Here is a 15,857-nt window from a genome sequence, read left to right as displayed (position 1 = left end):
TTCCACTAAATGGTAATTTTGGATAGAACAACTTTTCGTTAATTAAACCCAGCACGATGTATCTATTGTTAACTATTAATATGTTATAGTGTTGCAATTGGTGTTTGATATAGTATAACATTCACGGTATTCTAATTTCCCCTTAATAGAGTTTGAATGTGACAACATCAACAGCAATTAATCAAAGATCACCAATAGAACCTCAACGTGTGGAACAAACACGTAATAAAGCATCAAATACGACCCAAGCCACTAAAAACGAAGCAGTTATTGAAGTAGACTCGTTAAGTTTTAGCATTAAAAACAACATCATTTTAAAAAACTTAAGTTTCAGCGTGGCGGCAGGTGAGGTTTATGCGCTACTAGGAGGAAATGGTGCGGGTAAATCTAGCACCTTAAAAACGTTATTGGGTTTTAATAAGCCCACTAAAGGCTCTGTAAAAGTCGTGGGTAAAGAGGTGAGTAAAGCGCTTGATTTTGTACGAGGTAAAACCGCGTATTTGCCAGAGTCGGCTACGTTATATCCCCATTTAACTGCTCGTGAAAATGTTGAATATTTTTTATCACTCGCTGATATTAAAAAATCAGATGAGCAAATTAACGCGGCTTTTAATCGTGTTGCACTGCAACAAGATGCGTGGGATCGCAACATGCAAACTTATTCAAAAGGCATGAGACAAAAAACAGCGATTGCACTTGCGATACTGCGTGAAGCACCGATTTTTTTACTTGATGAGCCAACCTCAGGCCTTGATCCAGTTGCTATTGATGAATTTAATCAACTTGTACGTGAACTTGCATTAACTGGTGCGACTATTTTAATGGTAACGCATGATGTTTATGGTGCTTGCCAAGTTGCTAATCGCATTGGTTTATTAAAAAATGGCGAGCTGGTAGGAGAATTTAATGCCCCTGAGAATGGGCGTATTAATACCGAACAAGTTCATGCTGCCTTTGGTGATTATAAGAGCCGAGGCAATTAATGAGTATAAACAACGTTTCAAAAGTAGTGCTAATAGCCAAGGATGAATGGCGTTATTGGCTACGCTCTAAATTGGCAGTCACTGTGCTTGCTATTGGTTTGATCCTTACACTTTCTTCGGTAGTTGTAACGGCCATTACCATGCTGGAATTAAGCCATACTAGGCACGAACTGCAAACAACAAGCGATAAAAGCTTTGTTGATCAACCCGACCGACATCCTCACCGAATGGTGCATTACGGGCATTATGCGTTTAGAACGCCTGCGCCGCTTAGTACGCTCGACCCCGGTATTGACGCTTACACAGGCAACTCTATATTTTTAGAAGGGCACAGACAAAATAGCGCAATGTTTGCAGATAGTCGCCAAGGGACTGCATTAACTAAATTAGGCAGTTTAACGCCTGCCTTTATAGTGCAAACATTAGCGCCGTTATTACTGATTTTAATTGGTTACAGCGGTATTAGCCGAGAGCGCGAATCGCAAACGCTTTCGTATTTGTTATCGCAAGGTACATCGGGTGTAACGCTAATTGCAGGTAAAGGATTAGCGCTACTTTCTGTTGTGGGTTTAATTTTGACTCCGCTTACGGTATCGGCTTTATTCACACTTGGTACAGGTGAAAGCTTACTGGCAGTTGTAAGTTTTGTTGTTGGCTACACTTTATATTTAACTGTGTGGGTATTACTTATTTTACTGGCCTCTAGTGTGTTTAGTAAAAACAGTGGCAGTTTTACCGCACTTGCCTTTGTATGGATTTTACTGTGTATTGTTATGCCACGCGTAGCGAGTACGACAGCAGCTACAGTTGTGCCATCTGCCGGTAAAATAGAAACAGATTTTGCTGTAAAAGCCGAGCTTAGAAAGCTAGGCGATGGCCATAACACTAACGACCCTGCCTTTGAGCAATTTAAACAATCACTTCTTAAAAAGTACAACGTAAATAGCATTGACGAGCTGCCGGTAAACTTTAGAGGGTTAGTGGCAAGTGAATCAGAGGCTAAGCAAACTGAAGTACTTAATCAATTTGCCCAGCAACGTATGCAAGCTGAGCTTAAGCAAACGCAGGTATCGCGTTATTTTGGTTGGGTTTCACCAATGGTAGCGATTCGCTCGCTCTCTATGATTGTGGTTGGTACAAGTATAGAAACGCATCATCGCTTTTTACGCGAAACCGAGCAGCTACGTTTTGATTTTGTGCAAGGGCTTAACAAAGTTCATATTGAAGAACTTGATTACCAAGACGACATGAACCGCAATGCTGATGCCGCAGCCACTAAAAAAGCACGTGTTAGCGCTGATAATTGGAAAATACTGCAAAACTTTACCTTTCATAGCGATAGTGCGTTGGTGCGAGCCCAGCGAAGTACATCTGCATTTTTACAGCTATTACTGTGGATTGCAGTGTTGGCCGGCGGTATTAAGTTTGTAGGGAAACGTTTGTTATGAGCTATTTATTTTTACACCTCAAGCGAGAATTTGGCTTTTTACTTCGTCAAAAATATTTAGTGGTGCTTTTACTTTGTACATTTGCTGTGTCTGCCTTTGCCGTTATCAGTGGGTTGAGTGAAGTAAGTCAGCAACGCGAAACTATTGAACGTTTAAAATCAGCTGATTTAACCGAACGATTAAATGTGCAAACGCAGCAAACTGATGCAGGTATGTTGGCTTATTATACTTTTCATTTAACGTATTCAGCGCCTTCAAATTTAGCGTTTGCTGCTTTGGGTGAACGCGATATTTACCCATGGAAACACCGCGTAAACTTACTTGCTCTGGAGGGACAAATTTACGAAAGCGATGCGCAAAACCCTGAGCTTGCCCAAGCAGGTAAAATTGATTTTGCGTTTGTGTTAAGTGCTTTGGCACCGCTGATAGTGATTTTGCTGTTCCATGATTTATTTGCCAACGAACGTACCAGTGGTCGTTACGATTTATTAGTCACAACGTCGAGCTCTTACTTTGCTTTATGGGGCGCACGCATATTGGTGAGGTTTATTTTATTACTCGTGTGTTTAATGTTGCCATTCTATGGTGGCGCTTATGTAGCTGGTAGTTCAATTTATGATGTTTTATTGATAACAACTATGTGTGTTGCCTATCTAGTTTTTTGGGCTGCACTTTGTATTTGGATGGGCAAGCAAGCAAGTAGTGCGCCGCGTGTTGCCTCCGCTTTAATAGGTATATGGGTGCTAGTTGCTTTTATTATTCCTATTTTAGGTGATTTAGCGATTAACAAAATAGTGCATTCACCTAAAGGTGGCGAAATTGTACTTACCCAGCGAGAGGCGGTTAACGATGCATGGGACTTACCAAAACAAATTACAATGGACGCCTTTGTAGCTAATAATCCCGCATGGGAAGATCATGTTGATATGCAAAGCGAGTTTGAGTGGAAATGGTATTACGCCTTTCAACAAGTAGGGGATGAAAAAGCGGCTGAACTTTCGCATGCGTACCGCGATGCAGCACGCAAAAAGTATCAGTTAGCTGGAATGGTATCGTGGTTTTCGCCTGCATTATTGTTACAACGCAGCTTAACGCGAAAAGCCAAAACAGATGCAATAGCGGCATTTAGATACGAGCATCAAATACGAGGGTTTCATAAATGCCTAAGGGAATTTTACTACCCTTGGTTATTTATTAAAGGTGAGCCCACTAAAGCTGTGCTTAACAACATGCCTAGTTTTAGTAAAACAATACTGAATAAAAAGGATGAGCCTGAGGTCATAGGCGTTCAGTTAAAATAAAATTTATGAGTCAACTAATTAACAAGGTTTATAATGAATACTAATAAAAAAGGGCTGAAACTTACTTATTTAAGCACATGTTTAGTGAGTTTATTTAGCAGTCAGGTAATAGCAGCTGATAAAAGTGAGCAAGTTGATAGTGTAAATATGAGTGTTATTGAAAGGCTTGCTGTTACTGGAACACGCCAAGCTTATCAAGGAAATTTTAGCCCTTTAGAAACGCCGCAATCAGAATTAAAAATAGATTTAGAAGCACTTGAAAACGCGGGTGCGATAAATTTAAATCAAGCGCTTGATTTATCGGCGTCGGTAGCGCGTCAAAATAACTTTGGCGGACTTTGGAATAGCTTTGCTCTACGTGGCTTTGTCGGCGATGAAAACTTACCAAGTAATTATCTTGTTAATGGGTTTAATGCCGGGCGTGGCTTTGGTGGCTCACGTGATTTGTCGGGTATTGAATCGGTTGAGGTGTTAAAAGGTCCACGTGCTGCTTTATTTGGCCGTGGTGAACCTGGCGGTACAGTAAACTTAGTAACTAAACGCCCAACGTTTGATACGAGCGGCGAGCTAAAGCTAAGCGTAGGAAGCTTTGATACCTACCGCGCTGATGTAGATTACACAACCCCCTTAATGACGACGTAGCAATTAGGCTGGTTGGTTTTTATGAAGATGCCAAAAGTTTTCGCGATACGATAGAAACAACAAAAAAGGGCTTTAGCCCGTCAATAGTGTGGAATATTAATGACAACAGCCAATTAATATATGAGCTTGAATACAGCGACCAAGAAGTTCCTTTTGATAGAGGCGTATTAGCCATAGATGGCGAGCTTGGGCTTATTCCTGAAAGTCGCTTTTTAGGTGAGCCAGGTGATGGTCCAATAGAGGCTGACGTACTGGGTCATCAATTGGAGTTTATTCATGACTTTAATGATAATTGGAGCGTATTACTGGGCGCTAACTACCGTGATACGTCGCTTGAAGGGTTTGCTACCGAAACCGGTTTTGCGGGTGTAGTTGATGCAGAGGTAAATCGCTTTAGACGTTTCCGTGATTACGATGCAAAATATCAGGTGTTTAGAGCAGAAGTGACGGGTAATTTAGAGGTTGCAGGATTAGAACACCGCTTAATAGTCGGTGTTGATTCTGATAAATTCGAAAATGATCAATTTGTTCTTCGCGTGCGTGGCGATCAGTATATAAATGTTTTTAATCCTGTATATGGGGCGTATGAGTTACCTACGCCGACGGCCAATACCGATAAGTTAGAAGTTCAAGAGTCGTTAGGTGTATTTATACAAGACCAAATAAGCCTAACCGATAAGCTTGATATTCGCGTTGGTGTACGTTTTGATGATTACGAACAAACACTCAATAATCGTTTAGCTGATACGCAATCAAAACAAAATGAGTCACGTGTTAGCCCCCAGTTGGGTGTTGTGTATGAGGCGAGCGAGTTTGTATCTGTTTATGCTGCTTATGGCGAAAACTTTAGGCCTTTATCGGGCACTGATACAAATGGCGATGGGTTTGAACCAAATCAATCTACTTCAACAGAGTTGGGGGTTAAATTTACTTTAAACGATGGCGCTTTATTTGGCACCATTGCGATGTTTAAAGTGGAACAAGACAACATGCTGGTGGTTGACGATCCTACTGCATTTACTTTTGCTGCAATCGGCGAAGCACAAAGCAAAGGCATAGAAATTGATATAAACGGTGAGCTAACGGATGATGTAAGCCTATGGCTATCGTATGCGTATGTTGATGCAACTATTGAAAACTCATTTTTTGATGCTAACTTTGGCTATACCGTTGAAGCGGGTAGTTCTTTATTAAATATTCCTAAGCATCAACTCAGTTTACAGCTTGTTAAATCAGCCGAGTTATATGGCAAAGCAATTAAGTTTGGCGCAGGTTTAGTTTATGTAGACTCTCGAAACGGCTTTTTTGGTACCGATTTTGAGCTACCAAGCTATTCAACAGCACGTACATTTATAGATGTTGATGTAACCAAAGCAATTGGCTTGCGTGCAGAGGTAGATAACCTGTTTGATGAAACCTATTACACTAACTCATTTGCTGATGCGTGGGTTCAACCAGGCACCCCAGAAGTGTAAGGCTATCTGCAACGTATAAATTTTAAACGTAAACTAAAACGATATTAACGAAAAGGCTGCACAATATGCAGCCTTTTGTTGGTGTAATTTAAGTTGCTTAATAAATACTAGTGAGTTGCTCTATCGCCCCAAATTTCTTCTAGGCGGCTGTCACGACCACAACGCCAACGATAGGTGTTGTATCTGATAGGGTTGTTTTTGTAATAATCTTGATGAAAGCTTTCTCTACCTTTAATAGGGTAAAAGGTATTTGCGTTTAGTATAGGTGTAACCACAGTTTGATTAGGAAACTCGGCAACTACTGCTGCTTTTGTTTTTTCAGCTAATTTACGTTGTTCGTCGTTTTGTACAAATATAGCGCTTAAGTAACTAGGGCCTTTATCGCAAAATTGGCCTCTTGCATCAAAAGGATCAATATTTACCCAGTAATGTTCAAGTATACCTTGATAGCTTACTATAGCTGGATCGTAAGTGATTTCTACGGCCTCGTAATGACCTTTATGATTACCATTGTATGTCGGGTTTTTAAGTTTACCGCCAGTAAAGCCCGATATTACATCGGTTACACCTTCTAGTTTTTCAAAATCACTTTCCATACACCAAAAACAGCCTCCAGCTAAAACGGCTTTTTCGGTTTTTTCTGCATGGGAAAATGTACTAAACAAAATAACGGCAGATGTTAATGCAAGCGTAAGTGATTTTTTCATAAAATTATCCATCTGTACTGTGAGTTTATAAATACTTATAAAGTTAGACCCGCTAAGTGCTAATACAATTTCATTGTAGAGGGCTGGCCAACTATCTATGGTGAAAAATATTGTGCTTTGACAAGTTTTATAGGGATAAGGCTAGTAACAAGATCACTATTTAACTTAGTAGCACGGTTTAATTGGGTTAGCCAAGTATGCGTTATTTAATGGGGTGTTGAATTATGCTTACGTGTTCATTAAAGTGACAACATTCGTGATATAAATTAGCAGGTGATAAATGAACCAGTTAACAGAAACATCAATAAGCTGCCCTTATTGTGGAGAAAGTATAGAAGTATTACTTGATGCAGCAGATATTGATGAGCAATACATAGAAGACTGCCAAGTATGCTGTAAGCCTATTTCGTTTGTGGTATTTGAAAATGATGACGAACTAAACGTTAATGTTTACAGCGAAGACGATGCATTTTAACTCGTTAATTAAATACTAGGGTCTGTTGATCTTTCAAGGTTGAATTTGCAGCAGTCTGTTTGGTATTTAGGCAAGGCAGAGCCTATACAGTGTGGTTATTCCCCATAAATAGGCGATAACGTAGCATTAATGCCAAACAGGCGCTGCCCAAAGGGTTCTTCCTAGGGGCTATTTACTCTTTGTTGCTCGGTTTTGACTTAGCCCACTAGGTTACAAACCTCGCGCCGCGATTAAATAGCCCCTAGTTTGAACAAATTTCAATCCGCAAAGATCAACAGACCCTAGGCTGCAAAATTGCAGCCTTTTTACTGTGTATGTGTTTGGTTAGCTATTTTGCTCACGCGCTAATTGGTTAGGAAGAAGTTCTTCTACTATTTCGCGTGCTGGAAGTGTATAGCGTGTGCCGTCAAACATTACTGAAGTAAACTCGTTAATATTAGTAATGCCTGTTAAGGTCCAGCCTTCGCCGCGCTTTGGGCAATATACTGTGGTAGTGGGTTGTATTACTTTAAAATCGTCACTCATTACGTTCTCTTACTCTTTTTGCTTTAAAGATAATGCTTGTTAAAGGGGTATGGTAAGTTAATAATGCGTGCCCATAAAGAGCTAATTTAACTAACCACTTAAATAAAATGTTTAATACCACAAAGCTTGAACGCGTTACGCTGCGTTTAATTACCCACAAACACGCTGCGTGTTTATTTAATATTTTAAACCACCCACACGTGTCAGAATTTAACGACTACGAAACACCACTTAGCAAAACGCAAATCAAACAATTAATACAAGATGATATTAGTGCATACTACGAAGGCGAAGTGATTAGAGTCGCAATTGAACATAATATATCTGGGAAGTTAATGGGTACTTGTGGGCTTTATAATTTAACGCCGTGTAAAAGTAGTGCATTTATAGGATTTGAGCTGCACCCCGACTTTCGGGGTAAAGGCATAATGTTTGAAGTAGTGAGCGGTTTTATTGAAACCCTAGTTAAGGATATTGCGCTTAAACATTTGTCGGCCGAGGTGAGTGCACATAATGCACGTTCCCATAATTTACTTATTAAGTTAGGTTTTAGCTTAAGAGAAAATTCTATTTGGCATAAATCACTTTAACTCAAGACGGCAATTATAAGTGCTTATCTTTTTTTAATCCTCAATCCTTAAAGCTCAGTAAATAAAATACAAAAAATAGCGGCTTTCTATTATAGTTAAGCGTGAGCAAATGAATTTGTTACCCGTGTTTTATTAAACATTTACGCTTAACAAGGATTTTATATGCTAGATAAACTCTCTCAAGATGCGCTTGTAATTTGGGCGACCATTGACCCAATAGGCACTATGGCGCTGTTTGCCGCACTTACTTCTCATTTAACTGATCAACAACGTCGTAAAACTGCATTTAAAACGGTGCTTTATGCCGGGGGCGTATTATTAGGTTCTATTTTAATAGGACAACTAATACTAAATGCGATGGGAATTAGGTTGGTGTCGTTTCAGTTAGGGGGCGGAATTATATTATTTTTGTTTGGCCTGCAAATGATATTTGGAAACGATTCTAACAAAGCTAAACAAGACCCCGATCACGATATAGCCGTGTTTCCGCTTGCTATACCTGCAACGGCGACTCCTGGCGCTATTTTGGCGGTAATACTACTTACCGATAACCACATACACCCAATTACTACTCAAATAGGCACAGCGCTTGTTACACTTGGTGTGTTGGGTATTACTTTAATACTGTTGCTGCTTTCGGGTAAAATTATTAAGCTAATTGGTACTGGTGGCGCGTCTATTTTAACGCGAGTGATGGGCATGATTTTAGCCGCGTTTTCGGTTGAGCTTATTATGACCGCGCTGGAAATAAAACAATGGGTTAAGCTCGATTAAATAACTCCTAAACATTGAAAGGAATGCCGCATGACAATAAAAATAACAAAACACTCTTTTATTAATTTAAGTTTAGCCGTAGTCATTTTTGCTATTGGTATTTTAGCTATACGTTATTATAACCATTATGTATCGGCCTATACAGATGTAACAATTAACTCAAGCGTGCTTAATGAGTCGCGCAAAGTGTTTATAAGATTGCCCGCTAATTACAATCCTAAAAAAGCGTATCCGTTAATTATTAAAACCGATGGTAACTTTAATTTAGATACATGGGACAAAGCACTTACAAAACAAGCTAAGAGCGAAAAAGGGGATAAGGCTATATTGGTGTCTATTCCTAATTTGTTTTTTACAGATACACGTAATCGCGATTTAGTGCCTCCTTATGCCCGCCAAGATGTAAATACACAAGCGCGTCCAGAGCACGAAACACTGATTGAACCAAATGGCGAAGCCGACAAATTTTTAGCGTTTATTGAAACTGAGTTACTCCCTTATTTATCAGCAAAATATAAGCTTAGTAATAACCGTGTATTGAGTGGTTTTTCGGCAGGTGGTAGCTTTGTACTTTATACACTGCATACAAAGCCAGAACTGTTTAATGGCTATTTTGCTTTTAGCCCAGCGGCTTGGTACGACGACATGACGGTAGTTAATAATGTAGAAGCATTTTTAAGTGCTCAAGATAACAAAGTTAAGTCGTCTACTTATTTATATCTTTCGGTGGGTGGGGCAGAGCACCCGTTAATGTTAAAAGCGTTTGATAATTTAGAGACCATTTTAACAGCCAACCCTAACAATAACCTTGTGTGGCAAAGTGCTATAAATAAAGGTGCTGAGCATTCAGATAATCCACCACTTAGTGTAGCTAAGGCATTAGCTGGTTATAGTACGTTTATTAAAAAGTAGGTTAGGTAGGCTTAAGCATTAACTGTATGCATATACAGTTAACGCTACTTTGTGTATTTAGAACGATTGAATAGTTTTATAGCACTTTCCTTAGTTCAATATTATTAATAACTTACAAAGAGACGTTGGTTTAAATTATTTTTGCACGATGAATACAGGTACTGTGCTTATATACAGTGTGGGTCTGTCGGGTTAGAATGCCGTCAGTACCTATGAACATATACGACACCTATTTGTTATTGCTTTTAATCAACCTTACGTATTTGAGTGTTCAGCAATAAGCAGTGTAAGTACTTTGCAATTTCAATATAGTTACACCATCTTTTGTACTCTTAATACAATTAATATAAATTGGCTGGTGGCTTTACAATAAAAGAACACATCATACTGTTTGTTATCATAATGCTAAACTTATCAATAGAGTTAAATTATAAAAAATAATCAGAGGGATAGTAAAAAATAAAGCCTGCGGTAACTACAGCCACTAAAAAAAATATAAATGCGAGTAGTTGGACTATGAGTGATTAGTTAAGTTTAGCTCGCTCGTTGTAATGGGCAACAAAACGGTAAACGTAAAAATAGGGGCATCGTGAATGGTGATATTATAGATTAAAAATCTGATAGCAATGCGGCTGCTAATGATAGCCTTAAATGTAAAATCGAGTATTCAAAAAAGTATGGAAGAATGAAAAAAGCCCAGTTAAAAAAGTTAAAAGGGCTAAAAGGGTTGTGCTTAGGGATGTTGTAGTCGTTTTATAAACTTATATTTAAAACTTATATCTAAAACCAAATGCTATACCGTCATCTTCCGACTGCTCCATTTGTGCTTGTTGATCGTCGTTATCGCTTTCAAAGTCGCTAAAGTCTTTACGCGCTTCTACGTAGGCAATAGTGTCTTCGTCAATTAAGTAGTGAAGGCCAATAACAGCAAACTGACGCTTAAATATATCGTTTGGGTCGGCGTTAAAGTTTGGCTGAATTACGTAATCATCACCGGCATCAAACATGTTGTAGGCAATAAAAGGGCGAAAATCGTTATCAAAGCGGTAAGATGCAAATGTTTCTACACCGATTGCGTCTTTAATTAAGCGACCAATGTTATCTGTGTCGTGATTTTTGTTTTTATTTACGTTGGCAGCAACGTATAGGCCGGGCTTATCAATGTTGCCCCACATAATACCTGCACCATAAATTAAATCTTCAACATTGCGAGTAGAACCATCGCCAAACGTTAAATCAAACTCACCACGGTTAACACCTGCTGTAAGTGTTAGCATGTCAGTTGGGGTATAAGTTACAGACGCACCAAATGTGTAATTAAATTCAACTTCTTGGGCTGCACTATCGCCAGAGTTCCATAGCGCTTCACATTCTTCTTCTGAAATGTCGGTTACGTCACAGGTATAGAATTCGCTGTTCTTAAGCTGTGCTTGTACTGCAAAACTAAAATCGTTATAGCGATTGCGGTACTGCACTAATTTATCTCCACGGCCAGTGCCATTAACAGCGCCATCGTCTTTGTTATAGGTGTAAACACCAGCCGCATTACCATCCCATACAAAGCTATTATTTGTGCCGTAAACCACGTCGTACCATGCACCCCATTGTTTACCAATAGTTAGTTGCCCGTACTTTTCGTGCGAAAGGCCTGCGTAACCTAAACGGTTATACAAAAACTCGTCCTGAATAGACTCAAAACGATTGTTATAAATAATATCACTGCTGCCAACAGGGTTTACACCCCATTCTACGAGTGCAAGGGCAGTCCAGTCTTTCTTAAGCTTTCGGGTAAATCCAAAGTTGATGCGCGAAGTACCGTTAACAACTTCGGTTTCGTTTTGTGTATTAATTACACGTACATCAAGATATCCACCTACTTCAACAGTGTTTTTATCATCTTTGTATAACTCTACTGCCGAAACAGCGGGTGCGATTACAATACTTGCGCTAATAAGTGTTGCTAATTTTTGCTCATCTTGTGTGTTGCCCTGTGTAAATTGGTCAGTTTTTTACGTAGGTAAAAATTCAGATTCAAAGGTTAACAAAGCAATAAACAGCTCAAAAGTGAAAAATACTCACTAAAATTAAGCGTTAAACTTAATAGATATTCACTAAAGGTTAATTTTGTTTTTCAAGTGTTGCTGAGGTTTGTTTTTTTAGTTGTTTTGTAGGGAAAAAGGATTGGTAATAAGTGGTGTGTTAAAATTATAATTTGAATTAATTTCATCTTGGTTAAAAAATAGTAACTAGTGCAAAAGCTCTAAAATCGCTTTATTTTCATAAATATAACTTTTTATTCTTATAGGTTGCAGCAAAATGAGTTAAGTAAACACACAAACACGTTAAAAGTGCTTTTACTCTAATCTGTATCCCTATTTCTAACCCCTCATGCCTGTTTATAAAAAATAATTTTTGGATTTTAATTTGCATAAAAATTAACGAAACCATTAAATCTAATCCGTTATTTTAGCTACTAACTACATAGTCATAATAAATGGCTAAAACGTAGTGGTCTGCCTTTAAACTTTCATAGAAAAACAGGCCATTTTGGTTTAAACTGCGCGCAATTTAAATACATCATTACTCCTTTGGAGGGTAGCGCTATTATTAGTACAGCTAATGTCACCATGCAATTTGGTGCTAAACCATTATTTGAAAATATCTCAGCAAAATTTGGCGATGGTAACCGTTACGGTTTAATCGGTGCAAATGGTTGTGGTAAATCAACATTTATGAAGATTCTAAGTGGTGAGCTCGAAGCGTCTTCAGGTAATGTAAGTACTGATCCAAATGAACGTGTTGCTAAACTAAACCAAGACCAGTTTGCCTACGAAGAATACTCAGTAATTGATACTGTGATCATGGGTCACAAAGAGCTGTGGAAAATAAAACAAGAACGTGACCGTATTTACTCTTTACCAGAAATGAGTGAAGAAGACGGTATGAAAGTAGCCGATCTTGAAACTGAGTTTGCTGAAATGGATGGTTACTCTGCTGAATCTAAAGCAGGCGAGCTTCTGTTAGGCGTAGGTATTGGCACTGACCAACATTTTGGCCCTATGTCAGAAATTGCACCTGGTTTTAAACTTCGCGTGCTACTTGCACAGGTGTTGTTTTCAGACCCAGATATAATGCTACTTGATGAGCCTACCAATAACTTGGATATTTACACCATCAAGTGGTTAGAAGACGTGTTAAACCAACGCGACTGTACCATGATAATCATCTCGCATGACCGTCACTTTTTAAACTCTGTGTGTACTCACATGGCCGATATTGACTATGGTGAGCTACGGATTTACTCAGGTAACTACGACGAATACATGTTTGCAGCAACGCAAGCACGTGAGCAATTACTTAACGAAAACGCGAAAAAGAAAAACCAAATTGCTGAACTTCAACAGTTTGTATCTCGTTTCTCTGCTAACGCATCTAAAGCTAAGCAAGCAACATCGCGTGCTAAACGTATCGACAAAATCCAATTAGACGAAGTTAAAGCATCTTCACGCCAAACGCCGTTTATTCGTTTCGACCAAGAAAAGCAGTTATTCAGAAACGCACTTGAAATGACAAACTTAACACAAGGTTTTGACGACAATACGTTGTTTTCTGGACTTGAAGGTTTAGTAGAAGTTGGCGAACGTATTGCTATTATTGGTGAAAATGGTGTTGGTAAAACAACATTACTTAATACATTAGCAGGGCGCTTAGCACCTAAAGCTGGTGAGTTTAAGTTTTCTGAAAACGCGAATGTTGGTTACTACGCGCAAGATCACGCTGATGAGTTTGCAACCGACATGAACTTGTTTCAGTGGATGGAGCAATGGCAACAAGAAGGCGACGACGAGCAAGTGGTTCGTAGCTTCTTAGGCCGTATGTTATTCTCTCAAAACGATATTAAAAAATCAGTTAAAGTAATTTCAGGTGGTGAGCAAGGCCGCATGTTGTTTGGTAAAATTATGATGCATAAACCAAACATATTGCTAATGGATGAGCCAACCAACCACATGGATATGGAATCTATTGAAGCGCTTAACTTAGCCCTTGAAGCTTATGAAGGTACATTGATGTTTGTCTCGCACGACCGTCAGTTTGTATCATCGGTTGCGACCCGTATTTGGGAAATTAAAGACGGTAAAGTTATCGACTTTAGAGGCAACTACGCAGAATACCTAGCGAGTAAAGAAGCTTAATTAGCTATTTACCCGTTAACTCTAAAAAGCCATGTTTAAACATGGCTTTTTTTGTTTTTGTGAGTCGCAATTAAACTTGGTTTGGGTATAATACCCGCCTAAAACCGGACATAAGTCCGCTATTTGTAAAATACATTACTGAGGAGTATTTATGACTGTTGGCATTATTATGGGTTCTAAATCAGATTGGCCAACCATGGAACATGCAGCACTTATGCTAGAGCATTTTGGCATTAAGTACGAAACCAAAGTCGTGTCTGCACACCGCACTCCTCAATTACTTGCTGATTACGCAAGTTCAGCCGCAGAACGTGGTATTAAAGTTATTATTGCTGGCGCTGGCGGCGCTGCGCATTTACCAGGTATGGCAGCTGCTTTTACGTCGCTTCCTGTACTTGGCGTGCCTGTAAAATCAAAAGCATTAAATGGTGTTGATTCACTTTTATCTATTTGCCAAATGCCTAAAGGCGTTGCAGTAGGTACGCTAGCAATTGGTGAGCCGGGCGCAGCAAACGCGGGGTTATTAGCTGCACAAATTTTAGGGTGTCAAAATCCAGAAATTTTTGCAAAAATTGAAGCGTTTCGTAAAGCGCAAACCGACACTATATTAGCTAATCCAAACCCTGCAGAGTAATAATGAATATTTTAATATTAGGTGCAGGGCAACTTGCACGTATGATGAGTCTTGCCGGCGCGCCGCTTAATTTAAACGTTGTGGCGTACGATGTAGGCAGCAAGCAAATTAAGCACCCACTAACAGGCGATGTTTATAGCACGTCGCTTGAGCAAGCTATATCAAACGCTGATGCCATTACTGCCGAGTTTGAGCATATTCCTGATGACGTACTAACACTTTGCTGTAACAGCAATAAGTTTTACCCAGGTAAAGCCGCTATTAAAACCGGTGGCGATCGCTCGCTTGAAAAAGCATTGCTTGATAAAACAAACGTAACTTGTGCGCCGTATCAACTAATTACTGAAAAAGCGCATTTAGAACTTGCCGTTAAAACTCTAGGTAAACCACTTGTAATTAAAACATGCCAAGCGGGTTACGATGGAAAAGGCCAATGGCGTTTAAAATCGGATGATCAAATAGACGAAATTTGGTCACAAATGGCTGATTTTATTGCATCAGGCACGCAGCTTGCGCCTCATTCGATTATTGCTGAAAAAATGATCCCGTTTGATCGTGAAGTATCTATTATTGGTGCGCGCGACAAACACGGTAATGTTGCTATTTATCCGCTAACAGAAAACGAGCACACCAATGGTGTATTGACGCTCTCTATTGCCGGTAAAAATAATCAAAATGTTGAAGCTCAAGCAAACAATGCATTTACAAAAATAGCAAACGAGCTTAACTACGTTGGCGTATTGGCTATAGAGTTTTTTGATGTTCAAGGCACATTACTCGTTAACGAAATTGCACCGCGCGTACATAACTCTGGCCACTGGACGCAACAAGGTTGCCATTGCTCCCAGTTTGAAAACCACATGCGTGCTGTTGCAGGTTTACCGCTTGGTAATACAGAACTTAAACACGTTACAGCAATGATTAATGTATTAGGACAATCAAGTATACCGAGTGAAATTTTACATATAGCGAATGTTACAAGTCATTGGTACGGAAAAACAGCAAAGCCAGGGCGTAAAATGGGCCATATAAATGTATCGGCTACAAATATAAATGAACTCGCCGATAAGCTTGGCGAACTTTCAGAATACCTACCTGAACAAGAGTACCCTGGTATTTTAAAAGCAGCTGCCAATTTACTACTCAGTGAATAGTTATCATACCTTGATATAAATACCGGCTTAAGCCGGTATTTTTT

Annotated in this window: 13 protein-coding genes and 1 pseudogene; 11 read left to right on the top strand and 3 right to left on the bottom strand. The window is 39.3% G+C overall.

Going from position 1 to position 15,857, the window contains the following annotated elements; genetic code table 11:
• Window positions 1-158 precede the first annotated feature (158 nt).
• From P4S65_RS13715 to P4S65_RS13700, 4 genes and pseudogenes are all read left to right on the top strand, one after another.
• Window positions 159-983, top strand: coding sequence for an ABC transporter ATP-binding protein (locus P4S65_RS13715; RefSeq protein ID WP_198022406.1), 825 nt, complete (start codon window positions 159-161; stop codon window positions 981-983).
• Window positions 983-2,431: an ABC transporter permease gene (locus P4S65_RS13710; RefSeq protein ID WP_337120384.1), complete on the top strand. Its 1,449-nt coding sequence runs from the start codon at window positions 983-985 to the stop codon at window positions 2,429-2,431. Before P4S65_RS13715 ends, P4S65_RS13710 begins: the two co-directional genes overlap by 1 nt.
• Window positions 2,428-3,732, top strand: a complete 1,305-nt coding sequence (locus P4S65_RS13705) for a DUF3526 domain-containing protein (protein ID WP_337120383.1) — start codon at window positions 2,428-2,430, stop codon at window positions 3,730-3,732. Before P4S65_RS13710 ends, P4S65_RS13705 begins: the two co-directional genes overlap by 4 nt.
• Window positions 3,733-3,765: 33 nt before the next feature.
• A pseudogene (locus P4S65_RS13700) lies at window positions 3,766-5,875 on the top strand (TonB-dependent siderophore receptor).
• Window positions 5,876-5,956: 81 nt separating this feature from the next.
• Here P4S65_RS13700 and msrA read toward each other — a convergent pair.
• Window positions 5,957-6,556, bottom strand: a complete 600-nt coding sequence (gene msrA / locus P4S65_RS13695) for a peptide-methionine (S)-S-oxide reductase MsrA (RefSeq protein ID WP_337120382.1) — start codon at window positions 6,554-6,556, stop codon at window positions 5,957-5,959.
• Window positions 6,557-6,836: 280 nt separating this feature from the next.
• On the opposite strand from msrA, the gene P4S65_RS13690 reads away from it, so the two are divergent.
• Window positions 6,837-7,031, top strand: coding sequence for a CPXCG motif-containing cysteine-rich protein (locus P4S65_RS13690; protein ID WP_002962627.1), 195 nt, complete (start codon window positions 6,837-6,839; stop codon window positions 7,029-7,031).
• 324 nt (window positions 7,032-7,355) lie between these two features.
• On the opposite strand, the gene P4S65_RS13685 is transcribed toward P4S65_RS13690, so the two are convergent.
• Window positions 7,356-7,556: a hypothetical protein gene (locus P4S65_RS13685; RefSeq protein WP_002962626.1), complete on the bottom strand. Its 201-nt coding sequence runs from the start codon at window positions 7,554-7,556 to the stop codon at window positions 7,356-7,358.
• Window positions 7,557-7,663: 107 nt separating this feature from the next.
• Here P4S65_RS13685 and P4S65_RS13680 point away from each other — a divergent pair, with 107 nt between their 5' ends.
• The 3 genes from P4S65_RS13680 to P4S65_RS13670 all read left to right on the top strand — a co-directional run bounded on the left by P4S65_RS13680 (window position 7,664) and on the right by P4S65_RS13670 (window position 9,832).
• Window positions 7,664-8,146: a GNAT family N-acetyltransferase gene (locus P4S65_RS13680; RefSeq protein WP_337120381.1), complete on the top strand. Its 483-nt coding sequence runs from the start codon at window positions 7,664-7,666 to the stop codon at window positions 8,144-8,146.
• A 162-nt stretch (window positions 8,147-8,308) separates the two neighbouring features.
• Window positions 8,309-8,920 carry a MarC family protein gene (locus P4S65_RS13675; RefSeq protein WP_033039113.1) on the top strand — a complete coding sequence of 204 codons (612 nt, stop codon included), beginning with the start codon at window positions 8,309-8,311 and terminating at the stop codon, window positions 8,918-8,920.
• A 30-nt stretch (window positions 8,921-8,950) separates the two neighbouring features.
• Window positions 8,951-9,832, top strand: a complete 882-nt coding sequence (locus P4S65_RS13670; RefSeq protein WP_337120380.1) for an alpha/beta hydrolase — start codon at window positions 8,951-8,953, stop codon at window positions 9,830-9,832.
• A 767-nt stretch (window positions 9,833-10,599) separates the two neighbouring features.
• On the opposite strand, the gene P4S65_RS13665 is transcribed toward P4S65_RS13670, so the two are convergent.
• The gene (locus P4S65_RS13665; protein WP_337120762.1) at window positions 10,600-11,784 is read right to left on the bottom strand and encodes a porin; all 1,185 of its coding nucleotides are present in this window, start codon (window positions 11,782-11,784) and stop codon (window positions 10,600-10,602) included.
• Window positions 11,785-12,435: 651 nt separating this feature from the next.
• Between P4S65_RS13665 and P4S65_RS13660 the strand changes: the two genes are divergently transcribed.
• From P4S65_RS13660 to P4S65_RS13650, 3 genes are all read left to right on the top strand, one after another.
• On the top strand, window positions 12,436-14,025 hold the full coding sequence (locus P4S65_RS13660; RefSeq protein ID WP_337120761.1) for an ABC-F family ATPase: 1,590 nt from the start codon (window positions 12,436-12,438) through the stop codon (window positions 14,023-14,025).
• 151 nt (window positions 14,026-14,176) lie between these two features.
• Window positions 14,177-14,659, top strand: coding sequence for a 5-(carboxyamino)imidazole ribonucleotide mutase (purE, locus tag P4S65_RS13655; protein ID WP_002962540.1), 483 nt, complete (start codon window positions 14,177-14,179; stop codon window positions 14,657-14,659).
• A gap of 2 nt (window positions 14,660-14,661) precedes the next feature.
• A complete protein-coding gene (locus tag P4S65_RS13650; protein ID WP_337120379.1) occupies window positions 14,662-15,813 on the top strand; it encodes a 5-(carboxyamino)imidazole ribonucleotide synthase in 1,152 nt (383 codons plus the stop codon).
• The last annotated feature ends 44 nt before the right edge of the window (window positions 15,814-15,857 follow it).

It is taken from the genome of Pseudoalteromonas sp. B131b (assembly GCF_037162545.1).
Lineage (GTDB): Bacteria > Pseudomonadota > Gammaproteobacteria > Enterobacterales > Alteromonadaceae > Pseudoalteromonas > Pseudoalteromonas fuliginea.
Note: the sequence above shows the minus strand (reverse complement) of the source record. Positions and strands in the feature narration are given on the sequence as shown.

Excerpts from the sequence above, each read along its gene's own strand:
- P4S65_RS13710 (WP_337120384.1), top strand. The coding sequence starts at position 983 with ATGAGTATAAACAACGTTTCAAAAGTAGTGCTAATAGCCAAGGATGAA.
- P4S65_RS13705 (WP_337120383.1), top strand. The coding sequence starts at position 2,428 with ATGAGCTATTTATTTTTACACCTCAAGCGAGAATTTGGCTTTTTACTT.
- msrA (WP_337120382.1), bottom strand. The coding sequence starts at position 6,556 with ATGAAAAAATCACTTACGCTTGCATTAACATCTGCCGTTATTTTGTTT.
- P4S65_RS13690 (WP_002962627.1), top strand. The coding sequence starts at position 6,837 with ATGAACCAGTTAACAGAAACATCAATAAGCTGCCCTTATTGTGGAGAA.
- P4S65_RS13685 (WP_002962626.1), bottom strand. The coding sequence starts at position 7,556 with ATGAGTGACGATTTTAAAGTAATACAACCCACTACCACAGTATATTGC.
- P4S65_RS13680 (WP_337120381.1), top strand. The coding sequence starts at position 7,664 with ATGTTTAATACCACAAAGCTTGAACGCGTTACGCTGCGTTTAATTACC.
- P4S65_RS13675 (WP_033039113.1), top strand. The coding sequence starts at position 8,309 with ATGCTAGATAAACTCTCTCAAGATGCGCTTGTAATTTGGGCGACCATT.
- P4S65_RS13670 (WP_337120380.1), top strand. The coding sequence starts at position 8,951 with ATGACAATAAAAATAACAAAACACTCTTTTATTAATTTAAGTTTAGCC.
- purE (WP_002962540.1), top strand. The coding sequence starts at position 14,177 with ATGACTGTTGGCATTATTATGGGTTCTAAATCAGATTGGCCAACCATG.
- P4S65_RS13650 (WP_337120379.1), top strand. The coding sequence starts at position 14,662 with ATGAATATTTTAATATTAGGTGCAGGGCAACTTGCACGTATGATGAGT.